The organism is Rhizobium sp. KNZ2-6A (genome assembly GCF_056755475.1).
In genome coordinates this window covers 39,359-59,774 of the sequence record NZ_JBNDIC010000042.1, presented here as the reverse complement: position 1 = coordinate 59,774, position 20,416 = coordinate 39,359, and the positions used below count along the sequence as shown (strand labels likewise).

Sequence of the window (20,416 nt, the reverse complement as noted above, 5' to 3'; positions counted from 1 at the left end):
TCGGCATGACGCCGCGCTCCGGCAACATGTAGTTCAGTGCCGTAAAGACCGATTTCTTCATTTCACCGGCATAGGAGGTGCCACCGATCAGGACGATGCCGTTGACGAAATCGCAGGCGATCACCGTTTCGGTGCGGCAGCCATGGCGTTCCGGATCGGCGCGGAAGCTCGGCAGATCGATGATCGTCAGCTTCGGCACGAAGCTTTCGAGCGCCGCGCGCTCGGGGCGGATCAGCAGATTGCGGATGAACAGCGAGTGCCAGGCGAATTCGGTAACGACGCGCGTCGGCAAAGCATATTCGACATCGGCGCCGCCGATCAGATCCTGCACGAACAGGTCCTTGCCGCGGGCATGCGCCAGCATGTCTTCATGCAGCAGCTCGAAATGTTCCGGCGACATCGGCTTGTTGTTGTCCCACCAAATCTGATCTTCGGTGGTGGCGTTGCGCACGACGAACTTGTCCTTCGGGGAACGGCCGGTGTGCTGTCCGGTCAAGGCCCTGAGCGCACCGTCGGCGGTGAGATCGGCTTCCTGACGGCGAATCGCTTCCTCATAAAGGTGGGCTTCCATGAAGTTATAGCGAACACTGGCGGCGGCTCCCAAGCCGATCGATCCCAGTTCGGTTGCGGGATTGCGGACGCCGAATTGCTCCATCACATTTTCCTCTACAAAGGGGCTTGGCCGTTAGTACTATCTAAAGCGTAGAGGGCTCTTTTTAAAAGCACAAGAGCAAAAAACAAAGAAACTTTAATGATATCAGTTATTTAATCGATTTAAATAAATCTCGATAATTTTAAATCGTTTGAATGAGGGTTGGCGAGGTGTTTCGCCGCACAACCATCGCGCAACGGTTTTTCGCCGCGACAATCCTCCCCTTTATCTTTGCCACAATTTGTTCCACCTTTATCCCCATAAGCGCGCCAGGTTACCGCCGACCGAACTGGCAGACCGCCTGGGCTGGATTCCAAATCCGGGAGACGCGCACTGATGACGGAGACGAACACCATGTTGACAATCGCGCTCGTTGACGACGACCGCAATATCCTGACTTCCGTATCAATTGCCTTGGAAGCAGAGGGATATAAGGTAGAGACCTATACGGACGGAGCCTCGGCGCTGGACGGCCTGCTGGCCCGGCCGCCGCAACTGGCGATCTTCGATATCAAGATGCCGCGCATGGACGGCATGGAACTCTTGCGCCGCCTGCGCCAGAAATCCGACCTGCCCGTGATCTTCCTCACCTCGAAGGATGAAGAGATCGATGAACTCTTCGGCCTGAAGATGGGCGCCGACGACTTCATCACCAAGCCGTTCTCGCAGCGCCTGCTGGTCGAGCGCGTCAAGGCGGTGCTGCGCCGCGCCTCGGCCCGCGAAGCCGCAAATGCCGCCGGCGGCAACGCCGTTGCGAAACCCGGTGCTGCGCAGCAGGCCCGTTCGCTGGAACGCGGACAGCTTGTCATGGACCAAGAGCGCCATACCTGCACCTGGAAGGGCGAGCCGGTAACGCTCACCGTCACCGAGTTCCTCATCCTGCATTCCCTTGCCCAGCGCCCCGGCGTGGTGAAGAGCCGCGATGCGCTGATGGACGCCGCTTACGACGAGCAGGTCTATGTCGACGACCGTACCATCGACAGCCACATCAAGCGGCTGCGCAAGAAATTCAAGATGGTCGACCTCGATTTTGATATGATCGAGACGCTGTATGGCGTGGGCTATCGCTTCCGCGAAGCCGCCTAATAGTTAGCTGGACCATAGACCATACGGCTGAGAATGGAATAAGAGCATGCGGACGGGATCGCCGATCCCGTTCTTCGAAAGGGCCGTTGGCTTGGCACAATTGGTGCAGGACAGAGAGATAGACGACTCGGAAAGCCCGAGCGGCGCTCGAATCGCGCGCCGGCGCTGGACCCATCCCTTCGTCCTGATCCGCCGCATCTTCGGCAATGCCGTCTTTTCAAGCCTGACGCGGCGCATCCTGTTCTTCAACCTTGCGGCGCTGGTCGTCCTTGTCGGCGGTATTCTCTATCTCAACCAGTTCCGCGAGGGCCTGATCGACGCCCGCGTCGAAAGCCTGCTGACCCAGGGCGAGATCATCGCGGGCGCCGTTTCCGCTTCGGCATCGGTCGACACGAACTCCATCACCATCGATCCGCAGAAGCTGCTGGAGCTGCAGGCCGGCCAGAGCATCACGCCCGTTCCGAACGACGAGGATCTGGAATTCCCGATCGATCCGGAAAAGGTAGCGCCGGTGCTGACGCGGCTGATCTCGCCGACGCGCACCCGCGCCCGCATCTTCGATGCCGATGCCAACCTTTTGCTCGACAGCCGTCATCTTTATTCGCGCGGCCAGGTGCTGCGCTACGACCTGCCGCCGGTCGACGACGAGAAGCAGAACTGGTCCGATTGGTTCAGCGGCCTGCTCAACAAGATGCTGCAGCCGGGCAATCTGCCTGTTTACAAGGAAGCGCCAGGCGGCGACGGCTCGATCTATCCGGAAGTCATGAATGCGCTGACGGGCGTGCGCGGCGCGGTCGTTCGCACCACGGAGAAGGGCGAGCTGATCGTTTCGGTCGCCGTGCCGATCCAGCGCTTCCGTGCCGTTCTCGGCGTCCTGCTCTTGTCGACCCAGGCCGGAGATATCGACAAGATCGTCCATGCCGAGCGTCTGGCGATCATGCGCGTCTTCGGCGTCGCGACGCTGGTCAACGTCGTGCTGTCGCTGCTTTTATCCTCCACCATCGCCAATCCGCTGCGCCGGCTTTCGGCCGCAGCCATCCGCGTGCGCCGCGGCGGCGCGAAGGAGCGCGAGGAAATTCCGGATTTCTCAGCCCGCCAGGACGAGATCGGCAACCTGTCGATTGCGCTGCGCGACATGACGTCGGCGCTCTACGACCGTATCGACGCGATCGAAAGCTTCGCGGCCGACGTCAGCCATGAACTCAAGAACCCCCTGACATCGCTGCGCAGCGCTGTCGAAACCCTGCCGCTCGCCAAGAGCGACGATTCCAAGAAGCGGCTGATGGACGTGATCCAGCATGACGTTCGCCGCCTCGACCGCCTGATCAGCGATATTTCCGACGCCTCGCGTCTTGACGCGGAACTCGCCCGCTCGGATGAAAAAACGCTCGATCTGGAAGTGCTGCTGCGCGACATGATCGACATTTCCCGTCAGGTCGGCCACAGCAAGAGGGCGGTCGAGATCGAATACGTGGCCGACGGCAAGCCGGCCAACAAGGCAAAATTCACGGTCGTCGGCCACGACCTGCGTATCGGCCAGATCATCACCAATCTCATCGAAAATGCCCGGTCTTTCGTTCCGGACAGCACCGGCAAGATCACGGTGCGGCTGACGCGCACGAGAACGCGTTGCGTCATCTATATCGAGGATAACGGCCCCGGCATCCAGGCCGAAGACATCGATCGCATCTTCGAACGATTCTATACCGACCGGCCAGAATCGGAAGGTTTCGGGCAGAATTCCGGCCTCGGCCTCTCGATCAGCCGGCAGATCGCCGAGGCGCATGGCGGATCGCTGCGTGCCGAGAACATCGTCGACACCGACGGTTCGACGCTGCTCGGCGCCCGCTTCATCCTGTCGCTGCCCGCCCAGACGCCGGCGTGAGCGCCCGCATGACCGGCGAAGCGACCAATATCCACGCGACTGCAATCGTCATCGGCAAGACCGGGCTCCTCTTTCTCGGCCCTTCGGGCAGTGGCAAATCCACCCTCGCCTTCTCCTGCCTGGCGGCAGCCAGACCGCTTGGACTTGCGGCGAGCCTGATCGCCGATGACCGGGTGCTGATTACCGAACAGAACGGCTCCATTATCGCGGAATGTCCGCCCTCGATCGCCGGGTTGATGGAAATCCGCTATAGCGGGATTGTTCGGATGCCTTATGTTTCGCGGGGCGAAATGCATTTCGCCGTTCGCCCGGTGGACCCGGCGACGGCGGAAAGGCTGCCACCGGAGGACGAGCAGATCGATATTACCGACTCCATCCGGTTGCCCTTGATCCGTCTGGCCGTAACCTCAGCGAATCCGCTCGCCGTAATAATGGCGAAAATCGGCGCGAGTTTCGGCTAATCGGCCATTTAGGCCCGCACAGGCACGCAAATCCTCTATTTTAGGCTTGCACTTCGTCTTTTCATCGCCAAGATGTCCCCCCACTGGTGGACGACATTGCTGCATTGCGATATTGGCCACCTGTTTGCGTATGCCATGGGAGCAGTAATATCATGATTGGACTTGTGCTTGTCACTCATGGCAAGCTGGCTGAAGAGTTTCGGCATGCTGTCGAGCATGTCGTTGGTCCGCAGAAGTTCATAGAGACGGTATGCATTGGTCCCGAAGACGACATGGACAAGCGGCGGCAGGACATTCTGCAGGCCGTTGCCGGCGCCGATGAAGGGCACGGCGTCATCATCCTCACCGACATGTTCGGCGGCACTCCTTCCAATCTCGCAATTTCCGTCATGAATAGCGGCCACACCGAGGTCATCGCCGGCGTCAATCTGCCGATGCTGATCAAGCTCGCGGGCGTGCGCGGCGACAACAACATGGAAAGGGCCCTGGTGGAAGCCTCAGAGGCCGGGCGCAAATATATCAACGTGGCCAGTCGTGTGCTCAGTGGCAAATAACGAGGCAAACACCGCCCCCATGAACGAGCTTTCCCGGGAACTCCTGATCATCAACAAGCGGGGCCTGCACGCCCGTGCCTCGGCAAAATTCGTCCAGACCGTCGAAGCCTACGACGCCGCCATCACTGTTTCCAAGGACGGCACAACGGTCGGCGGCAATTCGATCATGGGCTTGATGATGCTGGCCGCAAGCCCCGGCTGCAGCGTGCTGGTGACGGCGAGCGGCAAACAGGCCGCCGAAGCCATCGAGGCCCTCGACCAGCTGGTGGCCAACAAGTTCGGCGAGGAAATGTAAGTTTCCCCTCGGCCGCCGCAGGGATATAAAGACATAAAGACTTCTTTATGTCGTCATTGATTTCCACCCTGAAGCCTGCTACACGGCATCATCCACACGCTGTCAGCGTGCAATTCTTGTTGCATTCGGCCGAGGCGTCCGCCTGCGTCGACTGCATCGTTCAGGCTGGAGACTTTCATGAGCACTGAGAAGGACTACGTCGTCGCGGATATCGGCCTTGCCGATTTCGGCCGCAAGGAAATCACGATCGCCGAAACCGAGATGCCGGGCCTGATGTCCTGCCGCGCCGAATTCGGCGAAGCGCAGCCGCTGAAGGGCGCGCGCATCACCGGCTCGCTGCACATGACGATCCAGACTGCCGTTCTCATCGAGACGCTGGTGGCGCTCGGCGCGGAAGTTCGCTGGGCATCGTGCAACATCTTCTCCACGCAGGACCATGCCGCCGCCGCGATCGCCGCTTCCGGCGTTCCGGTCTTCGCGATCAAGGGCGAAAGCCTTGAGGACTATTGGACCTACACCGACAAGATCTTCCAGTGGGCCGATGGCGGCGTTTCTAACATGATCCTCGACGATGGCGGCGACGCCACGATGTACATCCTGCTCGGCGCCCGCGCCGAAGCCGGTGAGGACGTGCTCTCCCATCCGCATTCGGAAGAAGAGGAAATCCTCTTCGCCCAGATCAAGAAGCGTCTGCAGGCAACGCCTGGCTGGTTCACGAAGCAGCGTGACGCCATCAAGGGTGTGACCGAAGAGACCACCACCGGCGTCAACCGCCTCTACCAGCTCAGCCAGAAGGGCCTGCTGCCCTTCCCGGCGATCAACGTCAACGACAGCGTCACCAAGTCGAAATTCGACAACAAGTATGGCTGCAAGGAATCGCTGGTTGACGGTATCCGCCGCGCCACCGACGTCATGATGGCCGGCAAGGTTGCCGTCGTCTGCGGCTATGGCGACGTCGGCAAGGGTTCTGCCGCTTCGCTCTCCGGCGCCGGCGCCCGCGTCAAGGTCACGGAAGTCGACCCGATCTGCGCCCTGCAGGCCGCCATGGACGGCTATGAAGTCGTCCAGCTCGAGGACGTCGTTTCCTCGGCCGACATCTTCATCACCACGACCGGCAATAAGGACGTCATCCGCATCGACCATATGCGCGCGATGAAGGATATGGCGATCGTCGGCAATATCGGCCACTTCGACAACGAGATCCAGGTTGCCGCTCTGCGTAACCTCAAGTGGACGAACATCAAGCCGCAGGTCGACATGGTCGAGTTCGCCAAGGGCAACCGCATCATCCTGCTGTCGGAAGGCCGCCTCTTGAACCTCGGCAACGCCACCGGCCACCCGTCCTTCGTCATGTCGGCTTCCTTCACCAACCAGACGCTGGCGCAGATCGAGCTCTTCACCAAGCCCGACCAGTACAAGAACCAGGTCTACGTGCTGCCGAAGCACCTCGATGAAAAGGTCGCCCGCCTGCATCTCGCCAAGCTCGGCGTCAAACTGACGGAGCTTTCCGAAGAGCAGGCATCGTATATCGGCGTGACGCCGAAGGGCCCATTCAAGTCCGACCACTACAGATACTGATTACAAGATCAGTATCCACAACATCTTGTGGCCCTGGCATTGACAAAATGCCGGGGCTTATTTTTTAGCCAGCTCCCTTCCCGCCGATTCCCTTAGGCAGTATTGTTTTTACACTTGATTCGTGACGAACCGGGCGTGCCCGGAGCCATGAAAATGGGATGTCTTGTCAGGATGCGGCACAGTAGAGCCGGATGATTTTAGGTCTGTTCGACCTAAAATCTGAATCCGCTCTACAATCAAACAAGTAGAGCATGATGTCATCCGAAAACCGCTTACACTTTTCGGCATCATGCTCTGAAAGACGGAGACAGACCTCTTATGTTTGAAGGGGAAGACAACCTGCATCAGCCAGCGCTACACCGAGTGGTGGCGCGGTTGCAGCAGGGCAGTGCATATCGGCTTTCAGCGAAGGCGGAGCGAAAGAAGGGCCGGCTCGCTTGCCTGAGCCGCCTGCTGCGGCTCAGCGTTTTCGGCGGTCTCCTGACCGGTCTGGCGGGCCCCGTTCTCGCGCAGAGCAACGCTGCCGCGCAGACGAGCATGCGCCTCTTCACCTCGTCGGAAATGGCCGTCTTCTCCGTTATCATCGGCGTCATTTCCGCCGCACTCCTCTCGACCATGTGGATGGTCCGGCAGCGCGGCAATATGGAAAGCGAAAGCCGCGAGATCCGCACGGCTCTTTCCGATGCCAACCAGCGTATTTCGCAATATCAGGCTCTGATCGCCGACAAGAACCGCCGCATCGTCATCTGGGACGGCCAGAATGCGCGGCCCGAGCTGCTCGGCCAGCTTCCGGCCGAGACCGGCGCGCCGCAGGACAATGAGTTCCTCGCCTTCGGGCGCTGGCTGAAATCATGGTCGGCCGGCGAACTCGACAAGGCGATCGACAAGCTGCGCGGCAGCGGCCAGAGCTTTGACATGGTGGTCGAAACCAACCGTGACGAAATCCTGGAGGCACAGGGCCGCATTTCCGGCGGGCGCGCCTTCGTCCGCTTCATCGCGCTCAACAATCTGCGCGCGGAACTCGCCGAGCTGAAGATCGAGCGCGACCGGCTGATGACCTCGATCTCCACTTTCCAGACCCTGCTCGACGCGATCGACCTGCCCGTGTGGCAACGCGATATCGAGGGCAAGCTGACGTGGGTCAACCAGGCCTATAGCGAGGCGGTGGAAGCGGTTTCCGCGGAAGAAGCCCTCCGCGAGGGACGCGAATTCCTGACGACCGTGGCCCGCGAACGCATCCGCGCGGCGGCCACGCCGGAATCGCCCTTCCACGACAAAATCTCGACCGTCGTGCATGGCAACCGCACTTTCTTCGACGTTGTCGATGTGAAGGCTCCAAATGGATCGGCCGGCATCGCCATCGATGTTTCCGAGGCGGAATCGGTTCGCGCCGAGCTGGCGCGTACACTGAAGAGCCACGCCGAAACGCTCGATCATCTGGCAACGCCGGTTGCGATCTTCGACGGCGAGCGGCGCCTGCAATTCTACAATCAGGCTTTCGTCCAGCTCTGGGAACTCGATATCGCCTTCCTCGAGAAGCGGCCCGACAATGGCGAGCTCCTGGACAGGCTGCGCGGCGCCAAGAAGCTGCCCGAACAGCTGAACTGGAAGACATGGAAGGACGGCGTCCTTTCGGTCTATCGCGCGCTCGATACGCAGGCCGATCTCTGGCACCTGCCCAATGGCCAGATCCTCAGGGTCTTCGCCACGGCGCATCCGCAGGGCGGAGCCACCTGGGTGTTCGAGAACCTGACCGAGCAGGTCGATCTCGAAACGCGCTATAACACGCTGGTCAAGGTTCAGGGCGAAACCATCGACCATCTGTCCGAAGGCGTCGCCGTTTTCGGCCCCGATGGCCGCATCCGCCTATCGAACCCGGCTTTCCGCATTCTCTGGAACATCACCGAGGCACAAGCCAAGCCCGGCACGCATATCCAGGCTCTGGCCGAAGCCTGCGCTCCCTCCTATGACCGGCCCGACGGCTGGAAGCGCTTTGCCGAGCAGATCACCAGCTTCGACGACGAGCGCCCGTCTTCGCAAGGCACGCTGGAACTCTTCTCCAATCTGGTGCTCGACTACGCCGTCATTCCGCTGCCGAACGCGCAGACCATGCTGACCTTCGTCAACAAGACGGACAGCGTGCGCGCCGAACGAGCTCTGACCGAGAAGAACGAGGCGCTGCTGAAGGCGGACGAGCTGAAGAACGATTTCGTCCAGCATGTTTCCTACGAGCTGCGCTCGCCGCTGACCAACATCATCGGCTTTACCGACCTCCTGAAGACGCCGGGCATCGGCTCGCTGAACGATCGGCAGGCCGAATATATCGACCATATCTCAACCTCTTCTTCCGTGCTGCTGACGCTGGTCAACGACATCCTTGATCTCGCGACGCTCGACGCAGGCATCATGCGGCTGAACTATTCCGAGATCGTGCTCAATGACCTGCTCGACGAAGTGTCGATGCAGATCGCCGATCGGCTGCAGGAAAGCGGCGTGACGCTTGAGATCACCGTGCCCACGCATCTCGGCTCCATCGTTGCCGATCAGCAGCGGCTGAAGCAGATCCTGTTGAAGCTCTTGACCAATGCCGCCAATTTCGCGCCCGAGGGATCGACGATCTCGCTGAAATGCGGGCGCGAGGGCACGGATTTCGTCTTCTCGGTTGCCGACAAAGGTCCAGGCATATCGGAAGAGCTGATTCACACGGTCTTCAACCGCTTCGCCTCCGGCGGCAAGGGCGGCAAGCGCAGCGGCGCTGGCCTTGGCCTTTCCATCGTCGAAAGCTTCGTCAGCCTGCATGACGGCGAGGTTTCCATCGAAAGCCAGCCTGGCAAGGGGACGATGGTGACCTGCCGGATTCCTTCGGCTGAATTGCCCCATTCCGTCGCAGCAGAATGACAGCCTCCGGCAGCAGCATTTCCCTTTTCCTCGCAGATGATACGGCCACGGCTCAGCTCGGCGAAGATCTGGCGCTGGCCTTGAAGATCGGCGACTGTCTGGCGCTGTCGGGCGATCTCGGCGCGGGCAAATCCTCGCTCGCACGCGCGCTGCTGCGGACCATGGCCGACGATACCGAACTGGATGTGCCGAGCCCGACCTTCACGCTCGTGCAATCCTACGAGCTGCGTATCCCGGTCTCGCATTTCGATCTCTATCGCCTCGGCGATCCCAGCGAATTGACGGAACTCGGCTTCGACGAGGCCTTGCAGACCGGCATCTGCCTTGTCGAGTGGCCCGAAATGGCCGAGGGCGAACTGCCGAAGGAGCGCGTGGACCTCAAGCTCACGCATGAGGGCGAAGGACGGCGCGCCATGATCACGGCACCGGCCAAACAGATGGCGCGCATCGAACGCGTGCTTGATATCCGCGCCTTTCTGGATTCGCATGGCTATCGTGGCGCCCACAGGCGCTTCCTCACTGGCGATGCCTCACTGCGGGCCTATGAATCCATTTATCCTGCCGATGGCAGCAGCCGCATCATTCTCATGGATTGGCCGCGCCTGCCGGAAGGGCCGCCCGTGCTCGACGGCAAACCCTATCCCAAGGTCGCGCATCTTGCCTGGGATGCCTATCCCTTCGTGGCAATCGCCAATACCCTGCGCGAGAACGGTTTCGCCGCTCCGGAAATCTTCTGCGCCGATTACGACCAGGGCATTCTTCTGATCGAGGATCTCGGCACCGACGGCGTGCTCGACGATGAGGGAAAGCCGATTGCCGAGCGTTATCGCGCCAGCGTCGCTTGTCTCGCGCATCTGCACAGCCTTTCCATTCCCCGTGATATCCCCGTAACGTCGGATCACATCCATCATATTCCCGATTTCGACCGGACGGCGATGAAGATGGAAGCGCGGCTGCTGCTCGACTGGCACCTGCCTTGGAAACGCGGCACGCCGGCAAACGATGGGGAACGCGCCGACTATCTGGCGATCTGGGACAAGCTCATCGATCAGCTCGAGGATGCTGAAACGAACCTGCTGCTGCGCGATATGCATTCGCCAAACATCATCTGGCGGGCGCATGAACAGGGCATAAAGCGTGTCGGCATGATCGACTTCCAAGATGCGATGATTGGGCCGACCTCCTACGATCTCGCCTCGCTGGTGCAGGATGCGCGGGTGACGATCGAACGCGATCTGCATGACCAGCTGATGGCTGACTATCTCGCGCTTCGGCACTCCCAGGGCGGCTTCGACGAGACGAAATTCCTAAAGAGCTGGGCGATCATGTCGGCGCAGCGCAATTGCAAGCTTGCCGGCCTCTGGGTGCGGCTGCTGCAACGCGACGGCAAGCCCGGATATCTCAAGCACATGCCGCGCACACTCGCTTATCTCGCCATCGCCTTCGAGCACGAAGCTCTCGCCCCTCTCCGCGAATGGTGCGAGAAGGCTGGGATCGGCCAGGCATAACAGCCAGAGACCCGGCGACGGCTTTCCGACCTTGTGCTAAGGAAAACAGATAGCGAATCGAAAGTTCGAGGCGAAATGACCATCAAGCAAGCCATGGTATTGGCCGCGGGGCTTGGAACCCGCATGCGGCCGATCACCGACACCATCCCGAAGCCGCTGGTGAAGATCGCCGGCAAGCCGATGCTCGACTATACGCTGGATGCGCTGGTGCAGGCAGGCGTCGAGCGGGCCGTCGTGAACGTCCATCATCATGCCGACCAGATGGAGGCGCATCTGCGCGGCTATCGCAGCCTTGAAATCCTGATTTCCGACGAGCGGGACGCGCTGATGAACAATGGCGGCGGCCTTGTCAAAGGTCTGAAGCTTCTGAGCCGCGATCCTGTTTTCGTCATGAATGCCGACCTGTTCTGGATCGGCGAGAAGCCTGGCCATCAAACCAATCTCGAAAAGTTAGCCGGATTCTACGACGAGCGGCGCATGGACATGGCGATGCTCTGCGTCGAACTGGAACGGACTACGGGCCATAACGGCAAGAATGACTTCAGCATGGCGCAAGACGGAAGGCTCGCCCGCTACCGCGATGTCGGACGCGATGGCGTCGTCTATGCCGGCGCAATAGCGATGAACCCGTCCTTCCTCGATGACGCGCCGAGCGATGCCTTCAACGTCAACATCTACTTCGACAAGGCCATCGAGCGTGGCCGGCTCTATGGCACAATGATGGACGGTCACTGGCTAACTGTGGGCACGCCGGAGGCGATCGGTGAGGCGGAGGAAGCGATCCGGACCTTCCGGGCGTTTGCGTGAGCCTATGACGGGCGGGCACCGGCAGCGCATCCTGACGATTCCGGCGGGCCTGCCCTTCCTGAAGACCCTTGCGGCAGCCCTTTGCGACGGGCGGCTGACCGAACATTTCCGCCATGATCCGGATGACCCGCTGTCGCTTGCCAAGGTCAGCATCTTCCTGCCGACGCGGCGCGCGGCGCGCGTGCTGCGCTCGGAATTCGTCGATCTGCTCGGCGGCCGTTCCGCCATTCTGCCCGTCATTCGCCCGCTCGGCGAGACCGATGACGACAGCGGCTATTTCGAGGAAGCTTTGCCGGAAACGGCCGATCTGGCGCAGCCGCTTGCCAATACGGCGCGGCTCTTGGAACTGGCGCGGCTGATTCTTGCCTGGCGCAACAAGCTGCCGCAGATCGTACGCGACATTCACTCCGATTCGCCGCTAGTGGCGCCGGCAAGCCCGGCGGACGCCATCTGGCTCGCACGCAATCTCGCCGAGCTCATCGATTCGCTGGAGACCGAGGACCGCGGGTGGAGCGAGCTTGCCACTCTCAGCGCGGAGGATCATGCGCTCTGGTGGCAGCTGACGGCCGAATTCCTGGCGATTGCCAGCGCCTTCTGGCCGGCACGCCTCGAAGAGCTCGGCAAGTCCTCGCCAGCCCGCAACCGCAACGCCATCCTGCGCGCCGAGGCGCAGCGGATCTCCACCATGCGGCACCCTGGGCCAGTGATCGTTGCAGGCTCGACCGGCTCGGTGCCGGCAACGGCGGAGCTGATCGCGGCGGTCGCCTTCCTGCCGCAAGGCGTGATCGTCCTTCCCGGCCTCGATCTTGCTATGCCGGAAGAGGATTGGCAGCTCGTGGCGCCGGAAACCGCCATCGGTGAAAGAGCCGATCCGACCACGCGCAGCCATCCGCAATATGGTCTTTCGCTGCTCTTGAAGAGGCTGCGCGTCAGCCGCCGCGATGTCGAAGCCATCGCGGATGCGGCTGATGCCATGCAGATGCGGTCGCAGATCCTGTCGCGCGCGCTGGCGCCGGCCAAGGCGACGAGCGGCTGGGGAAGCTGGCGCAAGACGCTTTCTCCCGAGGCGATCCCGGATGCTTTCGCCGACGTCGCCCTCATCGAAGCTGCCAATGAGCGCGAAGAGGCAACCGCGATCGCCATCGCCTTGCGGCTGGCGCTGGAAAAGCCCGGCCGTTACGGCGGCGAAAGCCAGGCGGCCTTGATCACGCCCGACCGCAATCTTGCCCGGCGCGTGACCGCCGAACTTGCCCGCTTCGGCATCACAGCCGACGATTCGGCCGGTACGCCGCTAAATGCGACACCGCAAGGCACGCTGCTGCAATTGCTGCTGGAAGCGTCGCTTCGCCCCGGCGATCCCGTTGCCGTCGTTTCGCTGCTGAAACACCCCCTCGCTTTGTTCGGTCTGCCGGCGGAGACACACCAGCCCGGCGTCGATGCGCTGGAAATTCTAGCGCTCAGGGGCGGCGTCGCCAATGTCGACATTGGCAAGCTGGAAGCCCTGCTCGGCGAGCGGGTGGCGCAGCAGGCCAACGACCGCCATGCGCCACAATGGCGCAAAGCGCTGCCGCCCGAAGCCATCGCGCATGCGCGCGCCCTGGCACAGCGGGTGGCTGCTGCATGCGAACCGCTGGCATCGGCACTTTCCCTGCCTGCGTCGGAAGGCCTACTAACCCTTTCGGATTGGGCTGAGCGCACGGGCCGTGCTCTGGAAGCCACGGCCGTCGACCAACGCGGCAGCCTGGCGGGGCTCTGGTCCGGCGAGGCCGGGGATACGCTCGCCAGCCTGCTTCGGGATGTCATCGAGACCGACGGCCAACTCGAAGCCGACGGCGTGCAATGGATCGACATCATGGCGGCGCTCTGCGTCGGCCAGGCGGTGAAGCCGCGGGCGCTCAGCCATCCCCGCCTCTTCATCTTCGGTACGCTGGAAGCGCGCCTTCAGAGTGTCGACACACTGATCCTTGGCGGGTTGAACGAAGGCTCATGGCCGGGGCAGACGGCGAACAATCCCTTCATTTCCCGCAGCATGAAGACGGAGATCGGCCTGGAGCCGCCGGAGCGCCGCATCGGCCAACTCGCGCACGATTTCGAAATGGCAAACGGCACGCGCGACCTGATTTATTCCCGCGCCCTGCGTCAGGGGTCGACGCCGACGGTTGCATCACGCTGGCTGCAGCGACTGATCGCGCTCGTCGGCAAGGCGCTGGAAGAGGGCATGAAGGCGCGCGGCGACCAATATCGCCATTGGGCCGCGATGATCGACGAGGGCGAAAATCAGGCCCCGGCGCTGCGCCCGGCGCCAAAGCCGCCTGCGGAACTGCAGCCGAAGAGCTATTCCTTCAGCGAAGTGGGGCGGCTGCGGCGCGATCCCTATTCGATCTATGCCCGGCGTGTGCTGCGGCTCGATCCGGTCGATCCGTTCAACCGCGATCCCGGCCCGGCCGAACGCGGCACGCTTTATCATAAGATCATCGATCGTTTCGTCCGCGAGGGACATGTGGCCGGCACGCCGGATGCGGCGCTGGCGATGGATCGCATCATTGCCGACCTCTTCGATGCCGAGCGGCTGCCCGTTCGTATCGACAGCGTCTGGCGACCGCGTTTTCGCGAAGTGGCACGGGCTTTCCTTGATTGGGAAGCTCAGAGGCGGCCCGAAGTGCGCAAGACGGCGACGGAAGTGCCTGCCGGTGTCGAAATCGAGCCGATCGGCATTCGGCTGACCGGCGTTGCCGACCGCATCGACATCAAGAATGACCGGGGCGCCGACCTTATCGACTACAAGACCGGCTACAATCCCTCCCCGGCACAGGCGCGTGCGCTGCTCGATCCGCAGCTGGCTTTGGAAGCCTATGCGCTGAAAGCGGGCGCTTTCCGCAATATCGGCGCGCTGATCCCTGAGAACCTGCTGTATGTCCGGCTCCGGCCCGGTGACCGCTTCAAGGTCGACCAGGTCAACAACGAGAATTCCAGCCGCGGCGGCAAGACGGAAACGAAGTCGGCTATGGATCTCGCACAGGAATCGATGGATCAGCTGGTGAAATTCGTCTCGCTGCTGCAATCGGGCGAGAAGGGTTTTTCCTCGCGGCTGATCCCGGCGCAGCAGTTCGAATATGGCGGCGACTACGATCACCTCGCTCGCGTCTCGGAGTGGTCGACGGCCGAGACCGAGCAGGAAGGCGGCGGCGATGAGTGAGTTTCCTGCCGGCGACATCGCCACCCTGCCCGAAAGCGACGATCCCGGCGTCTGGATCGGCTGGACGACCATCCAGCAATCGATCGCCTCCGACCCCGAGCGCTCGGCCTGGGTCTCGGCCAATGCCGGCTCCGGCAAGACGCATGTGCTGACGCAGCGCGTCATTCGCCTGCTTCTGGCAGGTGCGCGGCCCTCGGCGATCCTCTGCCTCACCTATACCAAGGCGGCAGCGTCCGAAATGTCGAACCGTGTCTTCGATCGGCTTGCCGCCTGGGCGACGATGTCGGACGAGGAGCTGAAGAAACGCATCGCCGATATCGAAGGCAGGGAGCCCGATCTCTTCAAGCTTGCCGAGGCGCGCCGGCTCTTTGCCAAGGCGCTGGAAACGCCGGGTGGACTGAAGATCCAGACGATCCATGCCTTTTGCGAGGCCCTGCTGCATCAATTCCCGCTCGAGGCCAACGTCGCCGGGCATTTCTCTGTTCTCGACGATCGGGCGGCCGAGGTCTTGCTCGACGACGCGCGCCGCGCGCTGCTGACCTCGACCACCCCGCATGGCGATGCCGAACTGGCGCGGGCCTTCGACTATGTGCTTGACCTTGGCGACGAATCCGGGCTCGAGACGCTGCTCGGCGATATCGTCGCCAATCGCAATGCGATCCGCCGCTTCACGGAGAGTACCGACCGCAAGGGCGGCATCGAGGCCGCGCTGCTTGCCCGGCTTGGCCTCTCGCCCGGCGAGACGGAAACGAGCATCGCGGAACAATATTGGCCGCTGCCGGGCCTCTCCGGCACGACGCTGGAGCTTTACCTCAGACTCGCCGACGACAAGGGCGGTGCCAAGGCGCAGGAGGTGGCTTATGCGCTGCGCCTTGCCAAGCGCGAGGCGAACCCGATTGCACGCGCCGAGATCCTCGAAAAGGCCGTGCTGACCGCCAAGGGCGAACCGAAGTCGGATAGCCAGTTCTTCGTCAAGGCGATGCTCGCCGATGCGCCGGCCCTGGCCGATGCCGTGGCTGCGGCACGCGCGCATATCGTTGCCTGCCGCGACCGGCTGAAGCTGATGCGGATGTATCGCGCCACGCACGCCGCCCTCATTCTCGCCGATCGCCTGAACCGCGACTATGAGGAACTGAAGAAGCGGCGCAGCCAACTCGATTTCGAGGATCTGATCACCCGCACGGCCGATCTTCTGACCAAGAAGGATGTTGGGCCTTGGATTCACTACAAGCTCGATCAGGGCATCGATCACATTCTGGTCGACGAGGCGCAGGATACCAGCCCCATCCAGTGGAGCGTCATCCAGTCGCTGGCGGAGGATTTCTTCTCCGGAGACAGCGCCCGGGCGACGCTCAGGACCATCTTTGCCGTCGGCGACGAGAAGCAGTCGATCTATTCGTTCCAGGGTGCCCGTCCCGAACGGTTTTCCGAGGAGAGCGACCGCACCCGGCGGCGGGTGGCGGCGAGCGGCCGGCAATTCTCATCGATCCGCCTGCCCCTCTCCTTCCGCTCGACGGCGGATGTACTCGGGGCCGTCGACCATGTTTTCACCAGCCCGGAGAATGCCCGGGGGCTCAGCGCCGTCAACGAGCCGGTGGTGCATCGCTCCAGCCGCATCGGCCATCCCGGCGCTGTCGACCTCTGGGAGATGATCGCGCCGGAACCGGCCGCCAAGGAAGAGGACTGGACCGCGCCTTTCGATTCGACCCCGGAGAGCGCGCCTCCCGCCATTCTGGCGCGGCGGATGGCGCACACGATCGGCAATCTTGTCGGCCGGGAAAAGATCATCGAGAAGGGCAAGGCCCGGTTCATCGAGGCCGGCGACGTTCTCGTGCTGGTGCGCAAGCGCGACAGTTTCGTCAACGCGCTGACCCGCGCCCTGAAACGACGCGGCGATATTCCCGTTGCCGGCGCCGATCGTCTTGTCCTAACAAGCCACATCGCCATCCAGGATCTTCTGGCGCTCGGCCGGTTCCTGCTGCTGCCGGAAGACGATCTTTCGCTCTGCGCGCTGCTGAAGAGCCCACTGTTCGACCTCAGCGAAGAGGATGTCTTCGCGGTTGCGGCCTATCGTGATGACGAGGAAAGCGTCTGGAGCCACCTGCGGAGATTTGCCGCAGACGGCCATGAACGCTTCGTCAGCGTGGTCGAGCGGCTGCGAACCTTTCTTGCCCTGTCGAAGAGCCTTCCCGTGCATGATTTCTATGCCCGCGTGCTTGGCAGCTTTGGCGGAAGGCGGCAGTTTCTGGCACGGCTCGGCACCGAGGTCAGCGATATCCTCGACGAATTCCTGACCTTCACGCTCGATCATGAGACAAGCGGCTTGCCCGGCCTGCAATCCTTCATCTCGACCCTGGAACTGGAAGCGCCGACGGTCAAGCGCGAGCAGGACAAGGGCCGCAACGAAGTGCGGATCATGACGGTACATGCCTCGAAGGGGCTGGAGGCGCCGATCGTTTTCCTCGTCGATGGCGGCGGCAAGGCCTTCACCCATACGCATCTGCCAAAGTTGCGGCTGATCGAAACCAGTGGGGATGAGATCCCGCTGCCGGTCTGGGTTCCGGTTTCGGCGCTTGCCAATTCGCTGACGCAGGCCGATACCGCGCGGCTGCAGGCGCTGGCGGAGGAGGAATATCGCCGCCTGCTCTATGTGGGCATGACGCGCGCCGCCGACCGGCTGATCATCTGCGGCTATCGCGGCATCCGCGAGAATGCCGACACCTGGCATGCGATGATTTCAGCCGCCTTGCGCGGGGATGAGCTGCATTGCACGCACAAGACCTTCTCCGGCCCCGATGGCGATTGGGAAGGCTTGAGCTGGCGGGTTGCCCAGGTCCAGCTCGAATTCGAGACCGCAAGAGAGCATGAGAAACGCTCGGAGCGCGTTGGCCTGCCTGACAGCCTCAACCGGCCGCTGCCGCCGCAAAGAAGCCTGCCGCGACCGCTGAGCCCCTCCGGCGTCGGCACCGTCATTGATGAGGAGGCCGATAATCTGCTCGTCACCTCGGCGCTCTTCGGCGAAAAGGCCAAATCCGACCGCGCCCTGCAAAAGGGCCGCTTCATCCACCGCATGCTGCAGACCTTACCCGAGATCGCGCCCGAGGAGCGCGCCGATGCCGCCCGGCGCTATGCCGAACGAGCCGCGCGCTACTGGCCGCAGGCCGAGCAAGAGGCGCTGGTAAAGTCCGTCATGGCGCTGCTGTCGCATCCGGATCTGCAGGGCACGTTCAGCACCCATGCGCAGGCCGAAGTCTCGATCATGGGCACGCTGAAACTCGGCAGCCAATCCTTTGCCGTCTCCGGCCGCATCGATCGGCTGGCTGACCTGGACGAGCGTGTCGTCATTCTCGACTACAAGACGAATCGCGTGCCGCCCGGCGAGGAAAGCAGCATTCCGTTCGCGCACAAAGCCCAGCTTGCCATCTATCGCGAGATTCTTTCGCCGCTCTATCCGGGGAAACGCGTCGACTGCATGCTGGTCTATACCGAAAATGCCTCGATCTACACGCTGTCGGACGGGGCGCTTGCATTGGCGCTTGCGGAGCTCGAGACAAAGTGAAATACCAGATATTGACATCCGGGCACCGCACCATCACATATTTAGCAACCCGTCAATTCTGGTAAGGAGCAGCCTATGGCTACCGTTAAAGTCGATACCTCCAACTTCGCCACCGAAGTGCTGCAGTCTGCAGAGCCTGTCGTCGTGGATTTCTGGGCCGAATGGTGCGGTCCGTGCAAGATGATCGCCCCGGCTCTTGAAGAGCTCGCCGTGCAGTTCGAAGGCAAGGTCAAGGTTGCCAAGCTCAACATCGACGAAAACCCGGAACTGGCCGCCCAGTTCGGCGTTCGCTCAATCCCGACGCTTGCCATGTTTAAGGCCGGCGAAGTCGCCGACATCAAGGTCGGCGCCGCTCCCAAGACGGCCCTGCAGAACTGGATCTCCAGCGCATCCTGATCGGTATCGATCCTATGAAAAACAACAGGCCCCGCTTCGGCGGGGCTTTTTGTTGTGCGAACATAACAGACTCCCTCTCGCGGCTCGCGGCAGGGCAATCGCATTTGAGGCACATCGGTGCCGCACGTTTCCTTCTCCCCTCGGGGAGAAGGAGGACGCGGCATGCGAAACCGCTTACCGAGGCGGCGTGCCGTTGTCGGCGAGGACATCGCCGACCAGATAGAGGGAACCGCCGATCAGAATGCGGGGAGCGGGCGAGTCCGGCACTGCGACCGCCTTGATGGCATCCAGCGCCTCGGTCACACTCGACATGGGCTCGGCTATGAGGCCGGCATCATAGGCGGCATTGGCGAGGATGACCGGATCGATCATCGCATCGCTGCCGCGGATCGGCACGCAATAGACCTTCTCCGCAAGGCCGGCAAAAGCCTTGAAGTATCCCACAGGGTCCTTGGTGTTGATCATACCGATAATCAGGAACAGCGAGCGTGGCCGGCGCTCCTCGAAATTCGCCATGGCCTCGGCGATGACTTCGCCTGCGCCGGGATTGTGGCCGCCATCGACCCAGATTTCCGCGCGCTCGGGGGCATGCGGCAGCAGTTCGCCTTCCGTCAGCCGCTGCAGGCGTCCCGGCCACTCGACCGATGTCATTGCCTTTTCCATCATCGCTTCGGTGACGACGAAACCGGCGGCCTTGACGGCCCGTATGGCGGCGGCGGCGTTGCCATATTGGTGGCGGCCCGGCAGGCGCGGCAGCGGCAGGTCGGCCAGGCCGAACTCGTCCTGATAGACCAGCTTGCCATATTCCTCGTGGGCGGAAAAATCCTGGCCGAAAACGGTGGTCGGGCAACGAAGCCGCTCGGCCGTCGAGATTAGGACGTCGAGCGCGGCATCATAGTCCTGATGGCCGATGACGACCGGATGGCCGGCCTTGAGGATGCCCGCCTTCTCGGCCGCGATCAGCTCGACGCGATCGCCGAGATAGGGCTGATGATCAAGGGAAATCGGCATGATGACCGAGACGGCGGGATCGGAAATGACATTGGTGGCATCGAAGCGGCCGCCAAGGCCGACCTCGATGACGACGGCATCGGCCGGATGTTCGGCAAAAAGGAGGAAGGTCGCGGCCGTCAGGATTTCGAAGACGGTGATCTTCTGCCCGTCATTGGCCTTGGCGATACGTCTGAGCACATCGGCGAAGACGGCGTCGTCGACAAGCTTGCCGCGGCCGCCCTTGACGCCGATACGATAACGCTCGTGCCAATTGACGAGATGCGGCGAGGTGTGGACATGCACGCTATAACCGCCAGCTTCGAGCAGGGCGCGGCAGAAGGCCGTCACCGACCCCTTACCGTTGGTGCCGGCGACATGGATCACCGGCGGCAGTTTTTTATGAGGGTTGCCGAGGACGTCGAGCAGCCGGGTGATTCTCTCCAAAGACAGATCGAAGCCCTTGGGGTGCAGCCCCATGAGCTTCTCAATTTCCCGTGCTGCCTCGCTCATTGCGGATTGATCCATAGCCGTCATCCCGCACCTCCGCC

The 20,416-nt window shown here is 62.1% G+C and carries 14 protein-coding genes; 12 read left to right on the top strand and 2 right to left on the bottom strand.

The annotated features are described in order from the left end of the window. The coding region (locus tag ACPYOP_RS24645) for a phosphoenolpyruvate carboxykinase (ATP) (protein ID WP_481412899.1) at window positions 1-655 on the bottom strand (655 nt) is incomplete at its 3' end. A 351-nt stretch (window positions 656-1,006) separates the two neighbouring features. Here ACPYOP_RS24645 and ACPYOP_RS24640 point away from each other — a divergent pair. From ACPYOP_RS24640 to trxA, 12 genes are all read left to right on the top strand, one after another. Beyond that, a complete protein-coding gene (locus tag ACPYOP_RS24640; RefSeq protein ID WP_210209400.1) occupies window positions 1,007-1,738 on the top strand; it encodes a response regulator transcription factor in 732 nt (243 codons plus the stop codon). A 91-nt stretch (window positions 1,739-1,829) separates the two neighbouring features. Further along, on the top strand, window positions 1,830-3,623 hold the full coding sequence (locus tag ACPYOP_RS24635) for a stimulus-sensing domain-containing protein (RefSeq protein WP_481412903.1): 1,794 nt from the start codon (window positions 1,830-1,832) through the stop codon (window positions 3,621-3,623). Between the two features lie 8 nt (window positions 3,624-3,631). Further along, window positions 3,632-4,084 (top strand): HPr kinase/phosphorylase, encoded by a 453-nt coding sequence (locus ACPYOP_RS24630; RefSeq protein WP_481412898.1) that lies wholly within the window; start codon window positions 3,632-3,634, stop codon window positions 4,082-4,084. 152 nt (window positions 4,085-4,236) lie between these two features. Continuing rightward, a complete protein-coding gene (locus ACPYOP_RS24625) occupies window positions 4,237-4,638 on the top strand; it encodes a PTS sugar transporter subunit IIA (RefSeq protein WP_481412897.1) in 402 nt (133 codons plus the stop codon). Between the two features lie 19 nt (window positions 4,639-4,657). Further along, window positions 4,658-4,933 (top strand): HPr family phosphocarrier protein, encoded by a 276-nt coding sequence (locus tag ACPYOP_RS24620; RefSeq protein ID WP_481412896.1) that lies wholly within the window; start codon window positions 4,658-4,660, stop codon window positions 4,931-4,933. 177 nt (window positions 4,934-5,110) lie between these two features. Further along, entirely contained in the window at window positions 5,111-6,511 is a 1,401-nt protein-coding gene (ahcY, locus tag ACPYOP_RS24615) for an adenosylhomocysteinase (protein WP_481412895.1), read from the top strand. Window positions 6,512-6,829: 318 nt separating this feature from the next. After that, window positions 6,830-9,409 (top strand): PAS domain-containing sensor histidine kinase, encoded by a 2,580-nt coding sequence (locus tag ACPYOP_RS24610; protein ID WP_481412894.1) that lies wholly within the window; start codon window positions 6,830-6,832, stop codon window positions 9,407-9,409. Beyond that, window positions 9,406-10,917, top strand: coding sequence for a tRNA (adenosine(37)-N6)-threonylcarbamoyltransferase complex ATPase subunit type 1 TsaE (gene tsaE, locus ACPYOP_RS24605; protein WP_481412893.1), 1,512 nt, complete (start codon window positions 9,406-9,408; stop codon window positions 10,915-10,917). The genes ACPYOP_RS24610 and tsaE overlap by 4 nt, the downstream gene beginning before the upstream one ends. A 75-nt stretch (window positions 10,918-10,992) precedes the next feature. Beyond that, window positions 10,993-11,724 carry a nucleotidyltransferase family protein gene (locus ACPYOP_RS24600; RefSeq protein ID WP_481412892.1) on the top strand — a complete coding sequence of 244 codons (732 nt, stop codon included), beginning with the start codon at window positions 10,993-10,995 and terminating at the stop codon, window positions 11,722-11,724. Between the two features lie 4 nt (window positions 11,725-11,728). Next, window positions 11,729-14,920, top strand: a complete 3,192-nt coding sequence (gene addB, locus ACPYOP_RS24595) for a double-strand break repair protein AddB (protein WP_481412891.1) — start codon at window positions 11,729-11,731, stop codon at window positions 14,918-14,920. Then, entirely contained in the window at window positions 14,913-18,479 is a 3,567-nt protein-coding gene (gene addA / locus ACPYOP_RS24590; RefSeq protein WP_481412890.1) for a double-strand break repair helicase AddA, read from the top strand. The genes addB and addA overlap by 8 nt, the downstream gene beginning before the upstream one ends. A gap of 75 nt (window positions 18,480-18,554) precedes the next feature. Then, on the top strand, window positions 18,555-18,875 hold the full coding sequence (trxA, locus tag ACPYOP_RS24585; protein ID WP_004127513.1) for a thioredoxin: 321 nt from the start codon (window positions 18,555-18,557) through the stop codon (window positions 18,873-18,875). Between the two features lie 174 nt (window positions 18,876-19,049). On the opposite strand, the gene ACPYOP_RS24580 is transcribed toward trxA, so the two are convergent. Beyond that, window positions 19,050-20,378, bottom strand: a complete 1,329-nt coding sequence (locus ACPYOP_RS24580) for a bifunctional folylpolyglutamate synthase/dihydrofolate synthase (RefSeq protein WP_481412902.1) — start codon at window positions 20,376-20,378, stop codon at window positions 19,050-19,052. Window positions 20,379-20,416 lie beyond the last annotated feature (38 nt).

Excerpts from the sequence above, each read along its gene's own strand:
- addA (WP_481412890.1), top strand. The coding sequence starts at position 14,913 with ATGAGTGAGTTTCCTGCCGGCGACATCGCCACCCTGCCCGAAAGCGAC.
- ACPYOP_RS24640 (WP_210209400.1), top strand. The coding sequence starts at position 1,007 with ATGTTGACAATCGCGCTCGTTGACGACGACCGCAATATCCTGACTTCC.
- ACPYOP_RS24600 (WP_481412892.1), top strand. The coding sequence starts at position 10,993 with ATGACCATCAAGCAAGCCATGGTATTGGCCGCGGGGCTTGGAACCCGC.
- ACPYOP_RS24620 (WP_481412896.1), top strand. The coding sequence starts at position 4,658 with ATGAACGAGCTTTCCCGGGAACTCCTGATCATCAACAAGCGGGGCCTG.
- ACPYOP_RS24625 (WP_481412897.1), top strand. The coding sequence starts at position 4,237 with ATGATTGGACTTGTGCTTGTCACTCATGGCAAGCTGGCTGAAGAGTTT.
- ACPYOP_RS24580 (WP_481412902.1), bottom strand. The coding sequence starts at position 20,378 with ATGAGCGAGGCAGCACGGGAAATTGAGAAGCTCATGGGGCTGCACCCC.
- ahcY (WP_481412895.1), top strand. The coding sequence starts at position 5,111 with ATGAGCACTGAGAAGGACTACGTCGTCGCGGATATCGGCCTTGCCGAT.
- ACPYOP_RS24610 (WP_481412894.1), top strand. The coding sequence starts at position 6,830 with ATGTTTGAAGGGGAAGACAACCTGCATCAGCCAGCGCTACACCGAGTG.
- trxA (WP_004127513.1), top strand. The coding sequence starts at position 18,555 with ATGGCTACCGTTAAAGTCGATACCTCCAACTTCGCCACCGAAGTGCTG.
- addB (WP_481412891.1), top strand. The coding sequence starts at position 11,729 with ATGACGGGCGGGCACCGGCAGCGCATCCTGACGATTCCGGCGGGCCTG.
- ACPYOP_RS24630 (WP_481412898.1), top strand. The coding sequence starts at position 3,632 with ATGACCGGCGAAGCGACCAATATCCACGCGACTGCAATCGTCATCGGC.
- tsaE (WP_481412893.1), top strand. The coding sequence starts at position 9,406 with ATGACAGCCTCCGGCAGCAGCATTTCCCTTTTCCTCGCAGATGATACG.